The sequence below is a fragment of the Xanthomonas arboricola pv. populi genome, assembly GCF_002939945.1.
Lineage (GTDB): Bacteria > Pseudomonadota > Gammaproteobacteria > Xanthomonadales > Xanthomonadaceae > Xanthomonas > Xanthomonas arboricola_A.
Genome location: NZ_MDEB01000001.1, coordinates 228,010 through 242,128, shown reverse-complemented (window position 1 = coordinate 242,128; position 14,119 = coordinate 228,010). Strand labels below are relative to the sequence as shown.

Genomic DNA, 14,119 nt, shown 5'->3' with positions numbered 1-14,119 from the left:
TATTCTACGCCGCCCCGGCGCCGGCTTCGCCGATCGGCCGCACCGTGATCGCCTGGATCCGGTGCCCGGCCATGCGCCGCACCGTCAGTGCATGGCCGTCCAGCTCCAGGGTCTCGCCTTCTTCGGGCAGCCGCTGCAACCGGTGCACGATCAGCCCGCCGACCGAATTGACGTGGTCCGGCGCGCTCAGATCCCGGCCGAGCAGGCGCTCCAGGCGGAAGATCGAGGTGCTGCCGGCCACCAGCAGCGAGCCGTCCTGGCTGCGGATCGGGGCATCGCGCACCACGTGGCGGTGCTCGTCCTCGATCTCGCCGACCACCACTTCCAGCAGGTCTTCCAGGGTGAAGAAGCCCAGGATGCGGCCCTCGTCCTCCACGCACAGCGCCAGATGGGTGGTGCCGGTGCGGAACTGCTCCAGCGCGCTGGGGATCGGGGTTTCCAGGGTCAGCAGGGTGGGCGGGCGCAGCAGCGGGCGCAGATCGTCCAGATCCTGGCTGCGTGCCATCGCCACCAGCAGATCCTTGGTATGCAGGATGCCCAGCACCTGCTCGCCATCGGCGTCGAACCACGGGTAGCGGCTGTAGCGCGACTCGCTGAACTCGGCCAGCACCGATTCCAGCGTCATGCCTTCGCGCAGGCTGCGCATGTGCTCGCGCGGGCGCATCAGATCGCCGGCGACCAGGTCGGGCAATTCCAGGGCGTGGCTCATCAAGGCCAGCCCGTGATCGGGCATGGCCGCGTTCGGATCCTGGCGGCCGACGATCAGCATCAGTTCCTCGCGCGAATAGCGATGCGACTGATGTTCCACATCGCCCCAGCCGAGCACCCGCAGCAGGCGGTTGGCGCTGGTGTTGAGCACCCAGATCGCCGGATACATCAGCCAATAGAACACGTAGAGCGGGGCGGCGGTCCACAGCGACATCCGCTCCGGGCGGCGGATCGCCATGGTCTTGGGCGCCAGTTCGCCGAGCACGATGTGCAGGAACGAAATCAGGCTGAAGGCGATCGCCAGTGCGGTGAACTGCGCTGCTTCCGGCGACAGGCCGGCGCTGTCGAACAGCGGCTGCAGCAGATGCGCGAAGGCCGGCTCGCCGACCCAGCCCAGGCCGAGCGAGGCCAGCGTGATGCCGAGCTGGCACGCCGACAGGTAGGCATCCAGATGCGCATGTACCCCGAGCAACAACCGCCCACGCCAACCGTTGTTCTGCGCCAGGCCCACCGCCTGCGTATGCCGGAGCTTGACCAGCGCGAACTCGGCGGCAACGAAGAAGCCGTTCAACAGCACCAGCAGCAATGCGACGAACAACAGCAGCACATTACCCAACATGGCGTCCGCCTCCGTGCCGCGCAACAGCGGCAACGCTGGGTGTCAGCGGTTGCGCGTGAGGAGTGGGGCGGGGTGCGAGCAGGAAGGGCGCAAACGATGCGTTGCTACAGTCAGGGTCGTCGCCCATGGCGGCGTGGTACCTCGTATGGATCGATGGGCAGTCTAGCCCACGGCTTGCGACGACACGGTCGCAACGCCGCGAGCGAGTATCGTAGGCAGTCTCGCCAGCGTGGGTGCGCCCGCTGCCAGCCATCCATGACCACAAACCAACCATGTGCGGAGAGTGCAGATGAGCGAACGTTTCAGGACCGAACACGACAGCATGGGGCAATTGCAGGTCCCCGCCGATGCCTTGTGGGGCGCGCAGACCCAGCGTGCCGTGCAGAATTTTCCGGTCTCCGGCCAGCCGATGCCGCGCGGCTTCATCCGCGCGCTGGGCCTGATCAAGGCCGCCGCGGCCGGCGTCAATGCCGAGCTCGGGTTGCTGCCCAAGTCGATCGGCAAGGCCGTGCAGGACGCGGCGCTGCAGGTCGCCGACGGCACGTACGACGCGCAGTTCCCGATCGACGTCTATCAGACCGGCTCGGGCACCTCGTCCAACATGAATGCCAACGAGGTGATCGCCACGCTGGCCACGCGCTCCGGCAAGGACGCGGTGCATCCCAACGATCACGTCAATCTCGGGCAGAGTTCCAACGACGTGGTGCCCACCGCAATCCGGGTGTCCGCGCTGCTTGCGGTGCAGGAACACCTGCAGCCGGCGCTCAAGCATCTGCGCAAGACCATCGACAAGCGCGCCAAGGGGCTGGAGAAGGTCGTCAAGACCGGGCGCACGCATCTGATGGATGCGATGCCGCTGACCTTCGGCCAGGAATTCGGTGCATGGTCGGCGCAGCTGAGTTCGGCGCAGGAGCGCATCGACGATGCCCTCAAGCGCCTGCGGCGGCTGCCGCTGGGCGGCACCGCGATCGGCACCGGCATCAATGCCGACCCGCGTTTCGGCGGCAAGGTGGCCAAGGCCTTGTCGGGCTTGAGCAAATTCAAGTTCGAGAGTGCGGACAACAAGTTCGAAGGCCTGGCTGCGCAGGACGATGCGGTGGAGTTGTCCGGTCAGCTCAATGCGCTGGCGGTCGCACTGATCAAGATCGCCAACGACCTGCGCTGGATGAATGCCGGCCCCCTGGCCGGGCTGGGCGAGATCGAGTTGCCGGCGCTGCAGCCGGGCAGTTCGATCATGCCGGGCAAGGTCAACCCGGTGATTCCCGAAGCCACCGTAATGGCCTGCGCGCAGGTCATCGGCCACCACACCGCGATCACCGTGGCCGGGCAGACCGGCAACTTCCAGTTGAACGTGACGCTGCCGTTGATCGCCTACAACCTGCTGGATTCGATCAACTTGCTGGGCAATGTGGCGCGGCTGCTGGCCGATAGCGCGATTGCCGGGTTGAAGGTGCGTCAAGAGCGTGTGCGCGAGGCGCTGGACCGCAATCCGATCCTGGTCACCGCGCTCAACCCAATCATCGGCTACGAGAAGGCCGCGGCGATCGCCAAGCGTGCCTACAAGGAACAGCGCCCGGTGCTGGACGTGGCGCTGGAAGACAGCGGGCTCAGCGAAGCGGATCTGCGCCGTTTGCTGGATCCGGCCGCGCTGACGCGCGGTGGCATCCAGGCCGGCAGCAGCGGCGGCGGCTGATCACCGCAGCGTGCGCATGTAGGAGCGCACCTGGGCGCGATGGGGCTTTATCGACAACGCCCCGTCGCGCCCAGGTACGCTCCTACACGGCTTTGCGCGAATCCGCGGCTTTGCCAGGACTCAGTGCCGTTCGGCCTGCACGTTGCCGAAGCTCTCGCGATACGGCTGCAGCGACGGGATTTCATCGAGCAATTCGCCGCTGAGCTGCTGGATCTCCGGCGTGGCGGTCAGCTTGATCGACTTGTATTCCGGATCTGCGCCGGCGTCGTTGACGGCCTGCTGACGCAGCATCTGCAGATGCCCGAACAGCAGCTGCAACTTTGCGCGCGTCGGCGCCTTCTGCGGCAGCGCGATATCGTCGATCTTCAGCGTGCCGTCCGGGGTGATTTCCGCATTGGCGGCCGGTGGGCGGCGGATCATCACCGACTGGGTGGTGATGGCAACACGCGGCTTGCCGCGTTCGGCGCGCCGCGACGACTGGTCGCCACAGGCGGTCAGGGCGCATAGCAGGAGCGCCATGCAGAGCATCACGAACTTGTTCATCGGGTCGCTGGGGTCAGGGGAGCGCAGTAGTGTAATCCCGCTCCGGCCAGCCGACTGACGCCGGTGGCACATGGCGCGGCTGACAAAATGTCGCAGGCGGGGTTGGGTGCCTGGCGTGCGCGCAGGAATCGACACGATGCTCCATCCGGTTCCGGTCAGCCGCTACGTCCGGCGATGGGGGCGCAGCGGCGGTCGGGGTCGCGCTTACTTGCGGCAGTCGTCGACATCGTGCTGGGTGAGGGTCGAGTACGGCGCGAATGCCGGCACCAGTTGCGCGGCGGCGTCCTGCGCGTTGCGCAGCTTGGCCAGCTGGTCGCAGATCTGCATCGCTTCGTGTTTGAAGGTTTCCGCCTGCGCTTGGATCTTGCCGCCGATCTGGTCGGTATTGCCGCCGAGCACGCCCTTGAGCGCTTCGCCGGCGGCATGCGCACCGAAGGCCGCGCCCTGCGTGCCGATGTCGATGCCTTTCTCGGCGACGCCCTGAATCTGCACGTAGAAACTGCGCATCGCCTGCCGCTGCGCATCGCTCAAGCGCACCGGCGTGCCAGCGATGCTGAGCGCGCCATCCGCGCCGATGGTGGCCGCGGGCAGGCCGTCGCGGTGGAGCGTCAGGCTCTTGCCGTTGAAGCTCACCCCGCGCGCGTTGGCCTTGCCCGATACCACGACGGTGGGTTCGGACTTGCCGCAACCGACCAGCAGCGCACCCGCCAATACCGCACAAATCAACAGTTTCATCAGCGTTCCCCGTCTGGAATGGTCAATGCAGTGGTCAGTTGTCGGTAGGCACGCGAGTGGTGCCGGCAACATCGCTGACGTCGATATCGCCGCTGCCCTTGCGCGCGACGCTGACGTCGCCGCGCACCTTGTGCACGCTCAGGGCGCCGGAGTTGACCGCCTCCACGCCGACATCGCCCTGCACATCGTCGATATCGACATCGCCGGAGCCGACCGCGCCGAGCTTGACGTCGCCTGCAACGCCGCGCAGCTTGACGTCGCCGGAGCCGACCTTGCCGACCTCCGCCGTGCCCCGCACCCGCGCGGCCTTGAGGTCGCCCGAGCCGACCGCCAGGACGCGCAGCGACCCCGTCTCTTCCAGCTCGATATCGCCGGAACCGACCTTGGCGGTGACCCGGCCCTTGGTGCGGCGGATGGCCATGTCGCCGGAACCGACATCGGCACTCACTGCGGCAGCGCCGCTGATCTCGGCGTCGCCGGAGCCCACATCGAATTGCACCAGCAGCGTGTCCGGCACGCTGCCACGCAGGTCCAGGTACGAATAGCTGTCGCCGATGGAGGTGCGCAGCGGGCGGTCATCGGCCAGCGTCACCACCAGCTTGTCGCCGACGCGCTTCTGGGAGACGGTCAGGCCCCTGAGCAGATCGGCGCTTGCAGCGCAGGCGCGGCCGCTCAGGCGCCCGCCGTTGCCCGGCGTGGCGTCCAGACGCAGGTCGTTGGAGGCGACCTCGAACAGCACCGACTTCACTCCGCTCAGCTTCAACTCCAGGCTGCGCGGTTCGGAGAATGTGCATTGCTCCTCGGCAAACGCAGCGCCGGGCAATGCGCACAGGATGGCCAGACTCAGCAGACGACGCATGGTGTGTCCTTCAGGCTTCGGAGCGCCGACGGCGCAGGTAGATGGAGGCGGCGATCAGCACCACGCCGATGGCGGCGCCGATCCAGATGTCCGGATTGCCATAGACCAGTGCGCTGTCGGTGTGCTGCAGCGCCCACTGCACCAGATCGCTGGGGTTCTGCATCGCGCTGCTGTCGAGGTTGCCGCTGACCGCACGCGGCGACCAGGTGCCGGGTAGGGCGCTGAGCAGGCCACGGTAGCCGACGATGTACCAGATCCAGCCGATCGGCAGCGAGATACCCGGCATCGCCGAGAGGATGCTCAGCATCACGCAGGCCAGCAGCGGGAACAGCACCGCCCACAGGAACGGCTTGCTGGTGGCCCAGGCCGAGCAGAACATCAGCCAACCCACGGTCGGCAACGCCCACAGCAAGCTCATCGGCACGGTCTTCAGCAGCAGCCACAACAACGAGAAGGGGTGCGAATGGGTCGCCAGTGCCCAGGGGCTGGGGACGCCGGCGATCGAGGCGCCCACGATGGCGATCAGCCACAGTGCCAGGCCGACCAGCACGCCGATCACGATGGCGATCAGCGGCGCCAGCAACAACGCCCAGGCCGCCTTGGACAGCACCGTCTGCACATCGGACACCGGCAGCGACTTCCAGAACAGCACGCTGCGGTCGCGGCGGTCGTCGTACAGGCTGCCCAGCGAATAGAAGAACACCACGAACGCCAGAACCACCGAGGCGATCCCGATGCCGCCCAGCAGCAGGCCGTCGCCGACCTGGCCCAGCGTGCGCGTGTACTCGGCCAGATCGTCCATCGTGATGCTGTCGCCGATCATGTTGCGGCGCGCGCTGATCGCGCCGATCACCGCACCCAGCAGCGCGAAGAACACCGCGATGCCGCCGGTGATGATCTGCGCCCAGACGAAACCGCCGCGGTGTTCCCAGTACTCGCGCTTGAGCAGCCAGCCGAACGTGCGTGCGGGAGAAGCTTGGTGGGTGAGTGCATTCATGCGTAGGTCCCCTTCATGACCGCAACGAACAGGTCGGCAAGGCCGGGATTGCGGGTTTCGCCAAAACGGGCGAGCTGCGCTTTCGGCACGCCATCGAACAGCATCACGGTCTTGCCGAACGGCAGGCTGCGCTCGTCGATCGGCGTCAGGCCTCTGGCGGCGTCGAGATGCTCGGCATCCACCAGCACTTCGGTGTAACGCTCGGCCACGTTTTCCATGTCGGCGGTCAGCACGATGCGGCCGTCGCGGATGAACATCACATCGGTGAGGATGTGTTCGATCTCCTCGACCTGATGGGTGGTGACGATGATGGTCTTCTGCTCGTCGAAGTAATCCTCCAGCAGGCGCTGGTAGAACTGCTTGCGATACAGGATGTCCAGGCCCAGGGTCGGCTCGTCCAGCACCAGGATGCGCGCGTCGATGGCCATCACCAGCGCCAGATGCAGCTGCACGATCATGCCCTTGGACAGTTCGCGCACCCGCGATTTGCGGTTGAGCTGCGTATTGGCCAGGAAACGCTCGCACTTGGCGCGATCGAAGCGCGGATGCACGCCGGCGACGAAGTCGATCGCCTCGCCAACCCGCAGCCAGCGCGGCAGCACCGCCACGTCGGCGATGAAGCAGACCTGGTTCATCAGCGCGTTGCGCTGGCTGCGCGGATCCATGCCGAGCACGCTCAGCTCGCCGTCGAAATCGGTCAGCCCCAGCACCGCCTTGAGCGCGGTGGTCTTGCCGGCGCCATTGGGGCCGATCAGGCCGACGATGCGCCCGGCAGCGATGGTGAAGCTGGTGTTGTCCAGCGCGAGCCGATGCTTGTAGGCCTTGCGCAGGCCACGTGCGTCGACCACATGGTCGGAGGAGACGGCGGTCATGGTGTTTTTCCCTGTGGCAACAGATCGTCGATGGACAGTCCCAGGCGCTGGATGCGTTCCAGCACCGCGGGCCATTCTTCATTCAGGAAACGCTCGCGTTCGCTGCCGCGCAATTTCTGCGCGGCTTCCGGGGTCATGAACATGCCCAGGCCGCGGCGTTTCTCCACCAGGTTCTCGTCGGCCAGTTCCTGATAGGCACGCGAGACGGTGATGGGGTTGAGTTGGTAGTCGGCCGCCACCTGCCGTACCGAGGGCAGGGCGTCGCCAGGCTTGAGGATTCCATCGAGCATCATGGCAATCACCCGTTCCTTGAGTTGGCGGTAGATGGGAGCGCCGTCGCTCCATTGGATGTCGTTCATGGTCAGCTCCGTGGGCGCAGGACCTGCGCGAAGGAGAAATAGGGCATCGACAGCGAAGCGCGCAGATGCCGGCTGGGCCGGGTGCGTGCCTCGGGGGGAGTTGTCGCGTTTTCCGTAACCGCCTCCGACACGCCATAATCGGCGCCGGACTCCGTGACCTGACTGGAGGCGGCTCCCAGGCAACCAATGGCGAACAGGGCGCTGCCGAACAGCAGCAATGGAGCTGGTCGCGTGAAGCGTGTGCTGTTCATGCTTTCCCCCTGCGTTGGATGACTGGTGTTGTATTCAACTATAACACCGACACGCGGGCAGTCAACTGCCTGTCATACCCAACTGATGGCACCCCGCATCGGCGGGTGGCCCGAACCTATCGAAAGGGATCGCTCATGTTGCTCAAGCGTCTGCTGATGGTTGTATTCGCTGGCTTTTTCTCCGCCTCGGCGCTGGCCGCCGGCGCGCCGGTGCTGGATCTAGACTACCGGCCACTGGCCGGCAAGGCGCCGATCAACCTGAACCGTACCTACGGTGGCAAGGTTCTGATGGTGGTCAATACCGCCAGCAAGTGCGGCTACACGCCCCAGTACGAAGGGCTGGAGGCGCTGAACCAGCGTTTCGGCAGTCGCGGTTTTTCGGTGCTGGGTTTTCCGTCCAACGATTTTCAGGGGCAGGAACCCGGATCTGAGAAGCAGATCCAGGAATTCTGCACGCTGACCTATGGCGTCAAGTTCCCGATGTTTGAGAAGGTGCATGTGCTGGGTACGCAGGCCACGCCGCTGTACCAGCGTTTGACGCAGGCCACGGGCGTGGCGCCGGGCTGGAACTTCCACAAGTATCTGATTGGTCGCGATGGACGCGTGGTGGCACAGTTCCCCAGCAAGATCAAACCGGACGATCCGAGCGTGCTGGCGGCAATCGAACGCGCGCTCAACGCGCCGTCGCGCTGAGCGCGGCGCTCGCAAGGCCACGCGCACATGCGACAATGCGCATTCAGCGCCGGCGTCGGCGTGTCTTTTCACTTTCGGGAAGTGCATCGAATGAAGATGGGAAAGCGCGGCGCGGCGGCGTCGCTACTGATGGTGGCGCTGTCGGCATCGATGCCGGCCATGTCGCAGCAACCGGCCGCAGCGGCCACCAAGGAGAAGCCAGTTTTGAATGCATCGTCTGAGAAGAGCACGCGCGACAACGTCAGCTACGCCATCGGTATGGATGTGGCACGTTCGTTCGAGCCGATTGCCCAGGACATCGATGTGAGCGCACTGCAACGCGCCATCGAGAATGCATTCAAGGGCGGCAAGCCGCTGTTGTCCGACGAGCAGACCCAGGCCACCGACACCGCATTGCGCACGGCGCTGGCGGCGCGTAACGGTCAGCAGGTCCCGGGCATGGCGCCGGGTAGCGCGCCGGCCGCGCCGTCCAAGGAAAATGTCGGCCTGATGCTGGGCGATCGCGCGGTCGGTCCGTCGCTGGCAGGCATCAAGGACGAGATCGACCTGTCGATCCTGATGGAAGCGGTGCGGACCGTGTTCGCCAAGGGCACCACGCGTCTGACCCAGCAGGAAGCCACTGCCACCATGCAGGCGTTCGCTTCTGCCAAGCAGGGCGCTGCCGGTGCCAAGAACCGCGAGGAAGGCAATGCCTTCCTGGCCAAGAACAAGACCGAAAAGGGCGTGATCACCACCGCGTCGGGCCTGCAGTACATGGTGCTGCGCCAGGGCAGCGGCGAGCGTCCGATGCCCACCAACACGGTGCGCGTGAACTACGAAGGCAAGCTGCTCAACGGGCAGGTGTTCGACAGCTCCTACCAGCGCGGCCAGCCGGCCGAGTTCGGTCTGAATCAAGTCATTGCAGGTTGGACCGAGGGCGTCGCGTTGATGCCGGTCGGTTCGAAATACCGTTTCTGGATTCCATCCAACTTGGCCTATGGCCCGAACGGCACGCAGGGGGGGCCGATCGGACCAGACGCAACGTTGACGTTCGATGTCGAACTGATGGGTATCCTTCCCTGATCCCCCACAGGAGTACCCCCACCCATGCGAGTTGCGATCTTTGGTACCGGCTATGTTGGTCTTGTCACCGGTACCTGTCTGGCGGAAGTAGGTCATCACGTTATCTGCGTGGATATCGACCAGGCGAAAGTTGATGGTCTCAATCGTGGGGTGATTCCCATCTATGAACCCGGCCTGGAGCCGATGGTGAAAGCCAACCACGCCTCCGGCCGGTTGCGCTTCACCACCGATGCGGCCGAGGCGATTGCGCACGGCGAAATCACCTTCATCGCCGTGGGCACGCCGCCGGACGAGGATGGCAGTGCCGACCTGCAGTACGTGCTGGCGGTTGCGCGTACCGTCGGTCGCCATATCGATGGCCCGTCGGTGGTCGTCAACAAGTCCACCGTGCCGGTCGGCACCGCCGACAAGGTGCGCGCCGCGATCCAGGAAGAGCTGGACGCACGTGGCGTGGACCATGAGTTCGATGTGGTCTCCAACCCCGAGTTCCTCAAGGAAGGCGACGCCGTGGCCGACTGCATGCGTCCGGATCGCATCGTGATCGGCGCCAAGAAGCCGGCCGCCATCGCACGCATGCGTCGTCTGTATGCGCCGTTCAACCGCAACCGCGACCGCATCGTGGAGATGGACGTGCGTTCGGCCGAGCTGACCAAGTACGCGGCCAACGCGATGCTGGCGACCAAGATCAGTTTCATGAACGAGATCGCCAATATCGCCGAGCGTGTCGGTGCGGACGTCGAGCACGTGCGTAACGGGATCGGTTCGGATCCGCGCATCGGCTGGCACTTCATCTACCCCGGCGCCGGTTATGGCGGCTCGTGCTTCCCGAAGGATGTGCAGGCATTGGCCAAGACCGCCGAGCAGTACGGCATGGAGCCGACCCTGCTCAACGCGGTGGAAAGCGTCAACAATGCGCAGAAGGGGCACCTGTTCGAACTGGTGCAGCGCCATTACGGCGCCAAGGGCACCGGCAGCATTGCCGGCAAGACCTTCGCGGTGTGGGGCCTGGCGTTCAAGCCCAATACCGACGACATGCGTGCCGCGTCCAGCCGCCGTTTGATGGAGCAGTTGTGGGAAGCCGGTGCCACCGTGCGTGCCTACGACCCGGAAGCGACTCATGAAGCCAAGCGCATCTTCGGCGAGCGCGACGACCTGACCTTCTGCGACGAGGCATTTGCCGCACTGGAAGGCGCCGACGCCTTGGTCGTGGTCACCGAGTGGAAGCAGTTCCGCAGCCCGGATTTCGGCAAGATCAAGCAGGCCTTGAAGGACGACGTGGTGTTCGACGGCCGCAACCTTTACGACCCGCAGGAAATCGAAGCTGCAGGTCTGGCCTACTACGCCATCGGACGAGGCCGTTCGTTGCATGCATGAGCACCTCTCGCCGCGCGACCAGGAACTGGACGCGCGGTTGGTTGAACTGGAAACGCGCCTATCCTTTCAGGAGCAGGCGCTCAATGAACTGAGTGAAGCACTTGCGGACGCCCGTTTGACGGGCGCCCGCAATGCCGAACTGATCCGCCACCTGCTCGAGGATCTGGGCAAGGTGCGCTCCACGTTGTTTGCCGACGCTGCGGATGAACCGCCGCCTCCGCACTATTGATTGCAGATTGCCACCGCCATGAGCGATACCTTACGTGACCAGTTGCTTGGGTTGGGCTTCAAGTCCGCACCCAAGCCCGAACGCAAACCCGACGCACGGCCTGCCGCGCGTCAACATGGCAACGGTGGCAGGCCTGCGCCCGGCGGCAACAAGCCGGGCGGCCAGGGCAGGGGACCGCAGCGGCCGCATGCCGCTGCGGCGACCGACGGCAAGGGCGAGCGCAAAAACGACGGCCGGCCCGATCGTCGCAACGATGGCAAGCAGGCGGCATCGCCGCGTCCGCAGCAGTCCACTGCCGAGCGTCGCGGACCCAGGCCGGCACGCACACGCGAAGACATCGATCTGGCTAAGGCCTATGCGATCCGCGCGCAACGCGAGAAGGACGAGCGCATCGAAGCCGAGCGGCTGAAGCAGGAAGAAGCACGCCTGCGTCGCGAAGCCAAGGCCAAGCTCGAAGAGCTGCTCAAGGACAAGGGGTTGAATCATGCCGATGCGGATATCGCCCGGCATTTCCCGTATGGCGGCAAGATCAAGCGTATCTACGTGACTGCCGATCAGCTCAAGGCGCTCAATGCCGGTGAGCTGGGCGTGCTGCAGCTCAATGGCCGTTACCTGTTGGTCGCCGCCGAGGTACTGGCCGAGGCCGAAGCGGTGTTCGCGCCATCGGTGGCATTGAAGGTGGACCCGAATGCGCCGGCAGGCGAAGACCCGTATGCCGACCCCCAGTATCAGGTGCCCGACGACCTGGTCTGGTAACCCTGCATGAGCTAGGTTTTGTTGGTCATGGGCACCTGATGGGTGCCCATGTTGTTTGGTGCGCTGCCTTGCGTGGTGCGCACCTGGATCGTGACTTGCGCGCCTTCGGGCTGAGCTATGCAGCAAACGTACCGCCGGCGATACACGGGCCGGTCACGGCGTGCGCGGCACCATCGCCGCGCTACTGGTCGACGCATTCGGGCACGGTGTCCACTGCGTTGCCGCTCACTCCTGCCGATGGTGCCGCGTATGTCCATGTTGTCGAAAATGTTGAAGTCCTGCGTTGTTGCATCGCTTGTATCCACCGCGCGTGGCACTTCGGGTTTGCAGGCGACGCGCGCCCCGGTGACGGCCGCGGTCATGCTTGCGTTATGCGGGGTGAGTCAGCAGGCCGCTGCACAGACGGAGGATGCCCCCGCGTTCGACCGTCCCGGCATTCCGTTTGCGGCCGAAGTGCTGCAGCCCGGCGCGTTCGCCTGGGAGCAGGGCCTGCCGGATGCGAGCACCGATCGCAGCGACGGGCAGCGGATCACGCAGTACACCGCCGATACGGTGCTGCGCCTGGGCCTGTTCCAGAACGTAGAACTGCAGGTCGGCAGCGACAGCTACAACTGGCAACGCGGTGGCGGTGCGCATGTGCGTGGCGGAGGCGATAGCCATATCGGCCTGAAGGTGGCATTGCCGTCGCAGTCGGACAGCTTTCATTGGGCCGCGCTCGGCAGCTACAGCGTGCCGACCGGCAGCCCGGCCTTCAGCGACGGCTATGCGCGCGAACTCGGCGTGACCGCGTCCTGGGATCTGGCGCAGGAGCGCGCACTGGCGCTGTACGTGAACTACGCACGCGACAGCGACGGGCATACCTGGACCTTCTCGCCGAACTACACGTTCTTCTCCGGCGAGCATTTCAGCAGCTACGTAGAAGCGGGCTTCGACACCGGCAGCGAGCATTCTCGCGTTGCCGGCGCCGGTGGTGCCTGGCAGTTGCCGCACGCGATGCAACTGGATGTCTCGGTGCTGCGCGGGCTGACCTCGGAGAGCCCGGACTGGCAGGGCGGGATCGGCCTGTCGATCGCATTCCAGTAAGAAGGCGATTGCAGTAAGGATCGGCGCGGTTGCTGGCTATGTTGCACTGCCGCATGCATTGGGTGCGTGGAAAAGGCCTAATTGGATCGATCCAATCGACGCCAGATGCATGCGCACTTCTTCCATTGCAAGGTCGGCAGCGTGACGCGTGCCAAACCGACGCCCTCCGCTGCGGAGGACGGCGACGCGCGCCGCAGCGGACGCGGTGCGGTGACCTTGCGCGATATCGCCGGCGCCATCGGCGTGTCGCGCGCGACGGTGTCGTTGGTATTGCGCGGCAGCCCGCTGGTGCATGCCACCACGCGCGCGCGGGTGGAGGCCGAACTGGATCGTCAGCACTACGTCTACAACCGCGCCGCCGCCAACCTGCGCTGCCGCACCTCATCCAGCATCGCGCTGGTCATCAACGATCTGTCCAACCCGTTCTTTGCCGAATTCGCCGCAGGCGTGGACGAAGCGCTGGGCGCGGCGGGTTATGTGACCCTGCTCGGCAGTACCGGCGAATCGACGCAGCGGCAGCAGGCGGTGCTGACCTCGCTGATGGAGCACACCCCTGCCGGCATCATCCTGTCGCCGGCCGAGGGCAGCCAGGCACAGGCGCTGACCCAAGTGCTAGGGCGACAACACAACGTGGTGTTGTTCAATCGCGAAGTGGAGGGCGCCGGCTGGGATCTGCTGGCACTGGACAATGAGCAGGGCGCATTGCTTGCCTGCGCGCATCTGATCGCGCAAGGCCATCGGCGCATCGTGTTCTTCGGTGGCCATGCCGAATCCAGTTCCTGCCGGCAACGCCGCGCCGGTTACGCGCGCGCGATGGCCGATGCCGGTCTGGCCGCGCATTACGTCGAATCCGCACCGAACCGACAGGATGCGGCGCTGTGCGCCGGTCGCATGCTCGATCGCGCCGAACATGACGGCGCAACTGCGGCGGTCTGCTACAACGACAGCGTCGCGTTGGGCCTGATGGCGGCGCTGGCGATGCATGGCATCGTGCCGGGGCGCGACTTCGCGGTGACCGGTTTCGACGATATCGCCGAAGCCGCGCTGTTTACGCCCGCACTGACCACGCTGGCCGCCGATCCGCGCGCGCGCGGCCGCCAGGCGGCGCAATTGGTGTTGCAGCGTATCGGCAGTCCCACCCTTGCATCCCAGCGCCTGACCGCCGCAGTCGAATTGAAGATCCGCGCCAGCAGCGCCAGCGCGTCAGGTTCTGTTTCGCTTCACTCCCCCAGCGATTCCCCCGCCCATTCCCCCACCAAGGCCCCAGGCCGCTGACCAGGCAATTT

At 65.5% G+C, this 14,119-nt stretch carries 16 protein-coding genes; 8 read left to right on the top strand and 8 right to left on the bottom strand.

Going from position 1 to position 14,119, the window contains the following annotated elements; all coding sequences use genetic code 11:
* Nucleotides 1-4: 4 nt before the first annotated feature.
* The gene (locus XaplCFBP3123_RS01150; protein WP_104533225.1) at nucleotides 5-1,327 is read right to left on the bottom strand and encodes a hemolysin family protein; all 1,323 of its coding nucleotides are present in this window, start codon (nucleotides 1,325-1,327) and stop codon (nucleotides 5-7) included.
* A gap of 289 nt (nucleotides 1,328-1,616) precedes the next feature.
* On the opposite strand from XaplCFBP3123_RS01150, the gene XaplCFBP3123_RS01145 reads away from it, so the two are divergent.
* Nucleotides 1,617-3,020, top strand: coding sequence for a class II fumarate hydratase (locus XaplCFBP3123_RS01145; RefSeq protein WP_104532445.1), 1,404 nt, complete (start codon nucleotides 1,617-1,619; stop codon nucleotides 3,018-3,020).
* Nucleotides 3,021-3,140: 120 nt separating this feature from the next.
* Here the strand turns inward: XaplCFBP3123_RS01145 and XaplCFBP3123_RS01140 are convergent, their stop codons facing one another.
* The 7 genes from XaplCFBP3123_RS01140 to XaplCFBP3123_RS01110 form a co-directional block, all read right to left on the bottom strand.
* A complete protein-coding gene (locus tag XaplCFBP3123_RS01140; RefSeq protein ID WP_172453035.1) occupies nucleotides 3,141-3,563 on the bottom strand; it encodes a hypothetical protein in 423 nt (140 codons plus the stop codon).
* Nucleotides 3,564-3,767: 204 nt separating this feature from the next.
* Nucleotides 3,768-4,298, bottom strand: a complete 531-nt coding sequence (locus tag XaplCFBP3123_RS01135; RefSeq protein ID WP_104532444.1) for a DUF2884 family protein — start codon at nucleotides 4,296-4,298, stop codon at nucleotides 3,768-3,770.
* Nucleotides 4,299-4,332: 34 nt separating this feature from the next.
* Complete coding sequence (locus XaplCFBP3123_RS01130; RefSeq protein ID WP_104532443.1) at nucleotides 4,333-5,157, bottom strand: GIN domain-containing protein; 825 nt, start codon at nucleotides 5,155-5,157, stop codon at nucleotides 4,333-4,335.
* Between the two features lie 10 nt (nucleotides 5,158-5,167).
* Complete coding sequence (locus XaplCFBP3123_RS01125) at nucleotides 5,168-6,154, bottom strand: ABC transporter permease (RefSeq protein WP_104532442.1); 987 nt, start codon at nucleotides 6,152-6,154, stop codon at nucleotides 5,168-5,170.
* Nucleotides 6,151-7,026 (bottom strand): ABC transporter ATP-binding protein, encoded by an 876-nt coding sequence (locus XaplCFBP3123_RS01120; protein WP_104532441.1) that lies wholly within the window; start codon nucleotides 7,024-7,026, stop codon nucleotides 6,151-6,153. Before XaplCFBP3123_RS01120 ends, XaplCFBP3123_RS01125 begins: the two co-directional genes overlap by 4 nt.
* Nucleotides 7,023-7,385 (bottom strand): GntR family transcriptional regulator, encoded by a 363-nt coding sequence (locus XaplCFBP3123_RS01115; protein WP_003483692.1) that lies wholly within the window; start codon nucleotides 7,383-7,385, stop codon nucleotides 7,023-7,025. The genes XaplCFBP3123_RS01120 and XaplCFBP3123_RS01115 overlap by 4 nt, the downstream gene beginning before the upstream one ends.
* 2 nt (nucleotides 7,386-7,387) lie before the next feature.
* A complete protein-coding gene (locus tag XaplCFBP3123_RS01110; RefSeq protein ID WP_024939341.1) occupies nucleotides 7,388-7,636 on the bottom strand; it encodes a hypothetical protein in 249 nt (82 codons plus the stop codon).
* 135 nt (nucleotides 7,637-7,771) lie between these two features.
* Here XaplCFBP3123_RS01110 and XaplCFBP3123_RS01105 point away from each other — a divergent pair, with 135 nt between their 5' ends.
* From XaplCFBP3123_RS01105 to XaplCFBP3123_RS01075, 7 genes are all read left to right on the top strand, one after another.
* Nucleotides 7,772-8,329, top strand: a complete 558-nt coding sequence (locus tag XaplCFBP3123_RS01105) for a glutathione peroxidase (RefSeq protein ID WP_104532440.1) — start codon at nucleotides 7,772-7,774, stop codon at nucleotides 8,327-8,329.
* A gap of 90 nt (nucleotides 8,330-8,419) precedes the next feature.
* Complete coding sequence (locus XaplCFBP3123_RS01100; RefSeq protein WP_172453034.1) at nucleotides 8,420-9,391, top strand: FKBP-type peptidyl-prolyl cis-trans isomerase; 972 nt, start codon at nucleotides 8,420-8,422, stop codon at nucleotides 9,389-9,391.
* A gap of 24 nt (nucleotides 9,392-9,415) precedes the next feature.
* Complete coding sequence (locus tag XaplCFBP3123_RS01095) at nucleotides 9,416-10,765, top strand: UDP-glucose dehydrogenase family protein (RefSeq protein ID WP_104532439.1); 1,350 nt, start codon at nucleotides 9,416-9,418, stop codon at nucleotides 10,763-10,765.
* Nucleotides 10,758-10,994 carry a SlyX family protein gene (locus tag XaplCFBP3123_RS01090; protein WP_104532438.1) on the top strand — a complete coding sequence of 79 codons (237 nt, stop codon included), beginning with the start codon at nucleotides 10,758-10,760 and terminating at the stop codon, nucleotides 10,992-10,994. The genes XaplCFBP3123_RS01095 and XaplCFBP3123_RS01090 overlap by 8 nt, the downstream gene beginning before the upstream one ends.
* Before the next feature lie 18 nt (nucleotides 10,995-11,012).
* Nucleotides 11,013-11,750 (top strand): DUF2058 domain-containing protein, encoded by a 738-nt coding sequence (locus XaplCFBP3123_RS01085; protein ID WP_343125481.1) that lies wholly within the window; start codon nucleotides 11,013-11,015, stop codon nucleotides 11,748-11,750.
* A 237-nt stretch (nucleotides 11,751-11,987) separates the two neighbouring features.
* On the top strand, nucleotides 11,988-12,833 hold the full coding sequence (locus XaplCFBP3123_RS01080; RefSeq protein ID WP_104532436.1) for a transporter: 846 nt from the start codon (nucleotides 11,988-11,990) through the stop codon (nucleotides 12,831-12,833).
* A 105-nt stretch (nucleotides 12,834-12,938) separates the two neighbouring features.
* The gene (locus XaplCFBP3123_RS01075; RefSeq protein ID WP_104532435.1) at nucleotides 12,939-14,108 is read left to right on the top strand and encodes a LacI family DNA-binding transcriptional regulator; all 1,170 of its coding nucleotides are present in this window, start codon (nucleotides 12,939-12,941) and stop codon (nucleotides 14,106-14,108) included.
* Nucleotides 14,109-14,119 lie beyond the last annotated feature (11 nt).

Excerpts from the sequence above, each read along its gene's own strand:
- XaplCFBP3123_RS01150 (WP_104533225.1), bottom strand. The coding sequence starts at position 1,327 with ATGTTGGGTAATGTGCTGCTGTTGTTCGTCGCATTGCTGCTGGTGCTG.
- XaplCFBP3123_RS01145 (WP_104532445.1), top strand. The coding sequence starts at position 1,617 with ATGAGCGAACGTTTCAGGACCGAACACGACAGCATGGGGCAATTGCAG.
- XaplCFBP3123_RS01140 (WP_172453035.1), bottom strand. The coding sequence starts at position 3,563 with ATGAACAAGTTCGTGATGCTCTGCATGGCGCTCCTGCTATGCGCCCTG.
- XaplCFBP3123_RS01135 (WP_104532444.1), bottom strand. The coding sequence starts at position 4,298 with ATGAAACTGTTGATTTGTGCGGTATTGGCGGGTGCGCTGCTGGTCGGT.
- XaplCFBP3123_RS01130 (WP_104532443.1), bottom strand. The coding sequence starts at position 5,157 with ATGCGTCGTCTGCTGAGTCTGGCCATCCTGTGCGCATTGCCCGGCGCT.
- XaplCFBP3123_RS01125 (WP_104532442.1), bottom strand. The coding sequence starts at position 6,154 with ATGAATGCACTCACCCACCAAGCTTCTCCCGCACGCACGTTCGGCTGG.
- XaplCFBP3123_RS01120 (WP_104532441.1), bottom strand. The coding sequence starts at position 7,026 with ATGACCGCCGTCTCCTCCGACCATGTGGTCGACGCACGTGGCCTGCGC.
- XaplCFBP3123_RS01115 (WP_003483692.1), bottom strand. The coding sequence starts at position 7,385 with ATGAACGACATCCAATGGAGCGACGGCGCTCCCATCTACCGCCAACTC.
- XaplCFBP3123_RS01110 (WP_024939341.1), bottom strand. The coding sequence starts at position 7,636 with ATGAACAGCACACGCTTCACGCGACCAGCTCCATTGCTGCTGTTCGGC.
- XaplCFBP3123_RS01105 (WP_104532440.1), top strand. The coding sequence starts at position 7,772 with ATGTTGCTCAAGCGTCTGCTGATGGTTGTATTCGCTGGCTTTTTCTCC.
- XaplCFBP3123_RS01100 (WP_172453034.1), top strand. The coding sequence starts at position 8,420 with ATGAAGATGGGAAAGCGCGGCGCGGCGGCGTCGCTACTGATGGTGGCG.
- XaplCFBP3123_RS01095 (WP_104532439.1), top strand. The coding sequence starts at position 9,416 with ATGCGAGTTGCGATCTTTGGTACCGGCTATGTTGGTCTTGTCACCGGT.
- XaplCFBP3123_RS01090 (WP_104532438.1), top strand. The coding sequence starts at position 10,758 with ATGCATGAGCACCTCTCGCCGCGCGACCAGGAACTGGACGCGCGGTTG.
- XaplCFBP3123_RS01085 (WP_343125481.1), top strand. The coding sequence starts at position 11,013 with ATGAGCGATACCTTACGTGACCAGTTGCTTGGGTTGGGCTTCAAGTCC.
- XaplCFBP3123_RS01080 (WP_104532436.1), top strand. The coding sequence starts at position 11,988 with ATGGTGCCGCGTATGTCCATGTTGTCGAAAATGTTGAAGTCCTGCGTT.
- XaplCFBP3123_RS01075 (WP_104532435.1), top strand. The coding sequence starts at position 12,939 with ATGCATGCGCACTTCTTCCATTGCAAGGTCGGCAGCGTGACGCGTGCC.